The organism is Bacillus sp. RC252 (genome assembly GCF_044909215.1).
In the GTDB taxonomy this organism is placed as follows: domain Bacteria; phylum Bacillota; class Bacilli; order Bacillales; family Bacillaceae_G; genus Bacillus_A; species Bacillus_A mycoides.
Genome location: NZ_JBIYDV010000045.1, coordinates 1 through 6,131 on the forward strand (window position 1 = coordinate 1; position 6,131 = coordinate 6,131).

A 6,131-nucleotide genomic window follows, 5' to 3' on the forward strand; every position below is an offset into this window, starting at 1 on the left:
CATCTAAAAATAAAAATTGACGTTCACGTTGTTTGTTTCGTTCAGTTTTCAAAGAACTTGTCTGTCGCTCATTTGCGACTCCCTTATGTTAACATCTTCGTTAGTTAATGTCAACTAAGTTTTTCATTTTGTTTGCCGCGTTCTGCGTTATTGCATCGGCGACTTGTTCTATATTACACCTCTATATACTAATCGTCAACACCTTTTTATAAAGAAATTTAATTTAGTACCTTTGCACTCTTTTAACTCTAGATAAGGACCTACAAAGGTTTCATTAAAATAGCCACCACCGTCTACTTTTCTTTACCAACCTATTCTTCTAAATACTATTCAATTTAGGCACTTCTCTATTTCAAAGGACTTGCTTCCCCCATCTTACCGAACTCATACGATTGATTCTTTTCAGCTAAACTAGCAACCTTATTTTAACAATTAATAGTATATACTTAGAAAGTTGCTTTATTTTTTATTACCGCTCCCTATCCCCCTTTGTTTATCAAATTGTAATATCAATAACATTCTATTAGAAACAGGTGACGATATGAAAGATATACGTATTCTTATAGCAGATGACGATAAAGAAATTCGAGACTTATTAAAAAGATATTTAGAGCGAGAATTATATATGGTAGATACTGCAATTAATGGCGAAGAAGCGTTGTGCTTATTTAACCAAAATAACTACAACCTCGTTATATTAGATCTTATGATGCCGAAAGTAGATGGTATCGAAGTGTGCAGAAAACTTAGAGATACAACTAATATTCCTATATTAATGCTAACTGCTAAAGATCACGAAGTTGATAAAATTTTGGGCTTAAGCATAGGTGCTGATGATTATATTACGAAACCTTTCAGTATTCACGAAGTGGTTGCAAGAGTAAAAGCTCTTATGCGACGTTTTTTAGTTCTTGGAAGTAACACTAACGTACAAGAGAAAACAGCTTTAACATTTAAAGGACTAACTATCGATTTAAAAAAATACACAGTCCATACGAACGGAAAAGAAATCAACTTAACTGGAAAAGAACTTGAACTATTAAAATTCTTCGCTTCAAACCCAGAGCAAGTATTTACGAAAACACAACTCTTTCGGAATGTATGGGACGATAATTATATAGAAGATGATAATACAGTTATGGTGCATATTAGAAAGCTTAGAAAGAAAATAGAAATTGATTCTTCCAATCCAAAATTCATTCAGACTGTATGGGGAATCGGTTATAAGTTTGTAGGTGAAAAGGTTGAAAAATGATAAGGTGCTCTTTCTTATTTCATTACAACTTATCATTTGCGGACTTTTAAATATAGATATGGGATACCATGTGAAAATATCTTTATTTATTGCTCTTATCATAATCACAATATATCTTTTCTTTTCAAGAGTTCACTTTATTCAAAGCAACGAATCGATGGTTACTAAATTAAGCCGTGCACTTAAAGGGAATTTACAAACGAGGCTATTCACAAATAACGACCGTTCACTAAATAGTATCGTGTTTTCAATAAACGACTTAATAACTGCATTAGAAAAGGGCCAGATCGAAGCAAGGAAATCCCAAGAAGCTAGAAAACAACTTTTATCTAATATCTCACATGATATCCGGACACCACTTACTTCTATTATTGGATATATTGATGCTTTAAAAGATGATGTCGCTGCTTCTGAAGTAGAAAAGCAAGAATATCTTGAAATACTTTATAAGAAATCGAATGACTTAAAACATCTGGTCGATGAAATCTTTAATATGGCCAAGCTAGATGCTGATGAATTTCCATTAAAAGAAGAAGAACTCGATTTTTCTGAGGTTACTAGAGAAGTATTAATCGAATTTTTACCCGAGCTATCAAAACATAACATTGAACTACAAGTTCTCATACCAGAATCTACTTCTCCTATTATTGCAGATCACCTTAGCCTTATACGAATTATAGGTAATCTAATAAAAAACGCTATCCATCACGGAAAAGCTGGGAAAATAGTAGGAGTCGAACTACTAGAAACCAATACAGAATATGAGATTCTTATTTGGGACAAGGGACCCGGTATTCCAAAACATGATTTACAAAACGTATTTAAGCGGATGTACCGCAGCGAACAATCAAGAAATCCTTCTTACGGTGGTAGTGGCCTCGGACTTTCTATTTCTAAAGCCCTCGTTGAAAAAAATGGTGGGCGTATATGGGTTGACAGCATTCCTTGGGAACGAACTACTTTTGGTTTTTCCGTCCCAAAACACACTACTTTTAAGAAATAGTTAAGAAATGATTAATATGCAGTTAAACCTTCCTTTTTATTATGTAATTAAGAACTTATAGAAAGTAGGTGCCCCTATAAATACAATTATAAAAACGACAAACCTTACTAAAGTTTATGGGAACCAAAAGTCAGTAGATAATCTAAATATAAATGTACAGCAAGGAGAGATTTATGGATTCATAGGGCGTAACGGTGCTGGTAAAACAACTACAATCCGTATGCTGCTTAGTCTTATAAAACCTACAAGTGGAAATATAGAAATATTCGGTGAGGATTTACTTCGGAATCCAAAAGACATTTTAAGAAGAATCGGTTCTATCGTTGAAGTCCCAGGATTTTATGAAAACTTAACTGCAAGAGAGAACTTATTAATTAATGCAAAGATAATTGGTGTTCACAAAAGGAATGCAATTGAAGAAGCATTAGAAATTGTAGGCTTGCAGCACGAAACAAAAAAATTAGTAGGAAAATACTCTTTAGGAATGAAGCAACGCTTAGGAATCGCACGTGCTCTTCTCCATTATCCTGAACTACTCATACTAGATGAACCAACTAACGGACTAGATCCAATCGGTATTAAAGAAATGCGAAAACTCATTAAATCTTTAGCTCAAGAAAGAAATATAACAATACTCATTTCTAGTCATATATTAGCTGAGGTGGAACAACTAGTCGATCGTATGGGAATTATTCATGAAGGAAGGTTATTAGAAGCAGTTTCTCTTGATACACTGCGTAAAGCCAATCGTAAGTACATAGAATTCCAAGTAAATAATGATAATAAAGCTGCGATGCTATTAGAAAATCATTTTCAAATTTTTGATTATGAGGTACATGATGAAGGAAATATTCGCGTTTATTCCCACTTTGGACAGCAGGGACACATCAACAGAACGTTAGTTCGTAATGATATTGAAGTATTAAAAATTGTGATGAGCGAAGATAGACTAGAAGATTATTTCACCAAACTAGTTGAGGGTGGCACAATTGGTTAATCTGCTTTATACAGAACTATTAAAATTGAAACGATCCAATATGTTTTTGATTAGTATTATCGGAGCAGGTGTCGCGCCATTTTTAGTGGTTGTAGCTTCTTATATACACATGAAGACAAAGCAACCTACTCCAACTATTTTATTTGGTCAACTGTTCACTGAAGTTAACCTATACACTACTTTAATTATAGGATTCCCCTTATATGGAGTTGTGATCGCTTATCTATTTACCCGTGAATACACGGAAGATACATTAAAAAATTTGCTAACTATCCCAGTATCACGTATTAGCTTTATTATAAGTAAGTTTATCCTTCTATTCCTTTGGATCATGATGCTAACTTTAGTTGCTTGGACGCTAACTTTATTATTAGGGCTAATAGGTAGCTTCCCTGGGTTTAGTATCACCTTACTTTTAGGCTCTCTCATAAAATTTTTAATATGTGGTGGACTTCTCTTTCTTTTGTCTTCACCTATTGTACTACTAACTCTTGTAATGAAGACCTATGTACCGCCTATTATATTAACAATCATTATTACAATGACTAACCTTATGATCGTAAATTCAAAACATAAAGACCTATTCCCATGGACCGCTACTCTAGATATAGCAAATAACGAATTACAACCGACTTATCCACCAGAGTATTCTTATATCATCATTGCAGTAACAGCTATTTTCGGATTTATTACAACACTATTCTATTTTAAAAGAGTAGATATTCATTAATTTATAGGAGTGAAACTATGAGAGATCTTATCAATGCCTTCATACTTGGCATTGTAGAAGGGTTAGCTGAATTTTTACCCATCTCTTCTACTGGCCATCTTATATTAGTCGGACATTTATTAGGTTTTGAAGGAGAAAGGACAAAAACATTTGAAATCGTCATACAGTTAGGGGCAATTTTAGCTATCGCGATTTTATATCATAAACGCCTTGTTTCTTTATGTAATATTAACCCCCTTCTACGGAAAGAGAAAAAATTCAATGCATTACATGTTTTTCTCGGTGTATTCCCAGCGGTAGTTGTTGGCTTATTATTACATGATGTTATTAAAACATACTTATTTCAGCCGTATACTGTCGTAATCGGACTTGTAGCAGGAGCAATTCTTATGCTTTTTGCAGAAGCAAAAAAAGCAGAGGCAACCGCCTTTTCACTAGATGATTTAACATACCGTCAAGCATTAACAATTGGATTATTTCAATGCTTAGCAGTATATCCTGGCTTCTCTAGAGCGGGCTCTACTATTTCTGGAGGGCTATTAGCAAAAGTAAATTATAAGGCTGCATCTGAGTTCTCTTTTCTCATTGCCATTCCTGTAATGGCCGGAGCTACAGGGTTAGACTTATTAAAAAGTTGGAAGTATTTAAGTGTAGATGATATTCCTATGTTTGCGGTAGGATTCATTACCTCTTTTCTTGTAGCAATGCTAGCGGTAGTAACTTTCCTGAAACTTTTAGAAAAGATAGGTTTAAAACCTTTTGCATATTATCGTATTTTGTTAGCTATCTTATTTACACTTTTCGTATTGCTATAGCTTCATATAAGCCACATATTATTAAACCGATATTCAAGGAATATCGGTTTTTATCTATTTCACCTCTAGTATTACTCACTTCAATATGGCATAGTGGATAATAGATCAATATTAATAATCAGAATATTCTTTACCTCTAAACAACACTTCATTAAAATATGTAACGTTAAAAGCTATATTTGAAATCCGAACCTAGTGATAGCATTTCTTCTTTATACACATATACTGAAGTAAAAATAAGCACCTTAATTGATTGAGTCTACCCATTACACCACGACAGAACTAATGTTCTCACCCCTTTGCTATACATCACTTCTTCCTTGTTTCTATATTTATGGAAGCGAAGTACGTGTAGGTGATCGGGCATTGACCCTAACTTTATTGCAGCCCAAATCACAAATAGACTACATAACAACTATATCCATTACCATACGAAACAATCCAGAAATTAAACATCCCATCTATTTATATGGGCGTCTACGGGAAAGATGGCCATAAATGGACAGAACGTGTTTACAAACCATATTCATTCAGCGTATTATCTTTATTAATCCGTAATACAACAATACAAATTTTAAATGACTACAAAGCTATTACAAATAAGCAAATTGTCCAGGGTTTATAAAGAAAATCAACTTTAGCTAAAGTGAGGTAAAAATACAAATGAATCCATTAGCACAAACATATTGGGATACTTATTGGGGGAACAATGAAAAACCGAAATCTGTTACAGCTTGGCAATTTGGTGATTCTCCTGATTATCTCGCTAAACTAGTCATTGATGGTGTAAAAACTGCAACATGCTCCGGCCATATTTTTTATGAATTAGAAAACGAACCGCTACCAACAACCAATGATTATAGTATTGTACTCAATAGTCAAGATGAACCTGTAGCTATTATTAAGACAATAGAAGTAACTATAATGCCAATGAATGAAGTGACTGAAGAATTCGCTTTCGCTGAAGGCGAAGGCGATCTTACTTATAATTACTGGAGAGACACCCATATACAGTTCTTTACAAAGGAACTAAGCGAACTTGGTCTTAGTTTTTCTGAAGATATGCTGCTCGTTTGCGAACGTTTTAAGCTTATCGATGTAAAAAACAAAGTGAAGCTATGATAAATAACGATTTTACCGGAAGTCCCTACTAGATAAATACATTTATCTTTAAACAAATAAGCTTGTTATCAATGGATTTCTTGAGCCATTAATAACAAGCTTATTTCATTAAACACAAAAAAGACGAGTCATTCTGACTCGTCTTAAAGTTGCTTGGCGACGTCCTACTCTCACAGGGACAAGGTCCCAACTACCATCGGCGCTAGAGA

Annotated in this window: 6 protein-coding genes and 1 pseudogene; all 7 read left to right on the plus strand. The window is 33.9% G+C overall.

The genetic code is table 11. The features are described 5' to 3' along the window. The first annotated feature begins 541 nt into the window (after positions 1-541). The 7 genes and pseudogenes from ABH960_RS29360 (at position 542) to ABH960_RS29390 (ending at position 5,922) form a co-directional block, all read left to right on the plus strand. Positions 542-1,255: a response regulator transcription factor gene (locus ABH960_RS29360; RefSeq protein ID WP_404449950.1), complete on the plus strand. Its 714-nt coding sequence runs from the start codon at positions 542-544 to the stop codon at positions 1,253-1,255. Further along, positions 1,245-2,258, plus strand: a complete 1,014-nt coding sequence (locus tag ABH960_RS29365; RefSeq protein WP_002167061.1) for a sensor histidine kinase — start codon at positions 1,245-1,247, stop codon at positions 2,256-2,258. Before ABH960_RS29360 ends, ABH960_RS29365 begins: the two co-directional genes overlap by 11 nt. A 76-nt stretch (positions 2,259-2,334) precedes the next feature. Further along, a complete protein-coding gene (locus tag ABH960_RS29370; protein ID WP_404449956.1) occupies positions 2,335-3,255 on the plus strand; it encodes an ABC transporter ATP-binding protein in 921 nt (306 codons plus the stop codon). Further along, positions 3,248-3,985 carry an ABC transporter permease gene (locus ABH960_RS29375; RefSeq protein WP_044438117.1) on the plus strand — a complete coding sequence of 246 codons (738 nt, stop codon included), beginning with the start codon at positions 3,248-3,250 and terminating at the stop codon, positions 3,983-3,985. Before ABH960_RS29370 ends, ABH960_RS29375 begins: the two co-directional genes overlap by 8 nt. Before the next feature lie 17 nt (positions 3,986-4,002). Beyond that, positions 4,003-4,800: an undecaprenyl-diphosphate phosphatase gene (bacA, locus tag ABH960_RS29380; RefSeq protein ID WP_404449953.1), complete on the plus strand. Its 798-nt coding sequence runs from the start codon at positions 4,003-4,005 to the stop codon at positions 4,798-4,800. A gap of 424 nt (positions 4,801-5,224) precedes the next feature. Beyond that, positions 5,225-5,425 (plus strand): annotated as a pseudogene (locus tag ABH960_RS29385) (peptidase M20); the annotation flags it as partial. A gap of 38 nt (positions 5,426-5,463) precedes the next feature. Next, complete coding sequence (locus ABH960_RS29390) at positions 5,464-5,922, plus strand: ASCH domain-containing protein (protein WP_404449954.1); 459 nt, start codon at positions 5,464-5,466, stop codon at positions 5,920-5,922. Positions 5,923-6,131 lie beyond the last annotated feature (209 nt).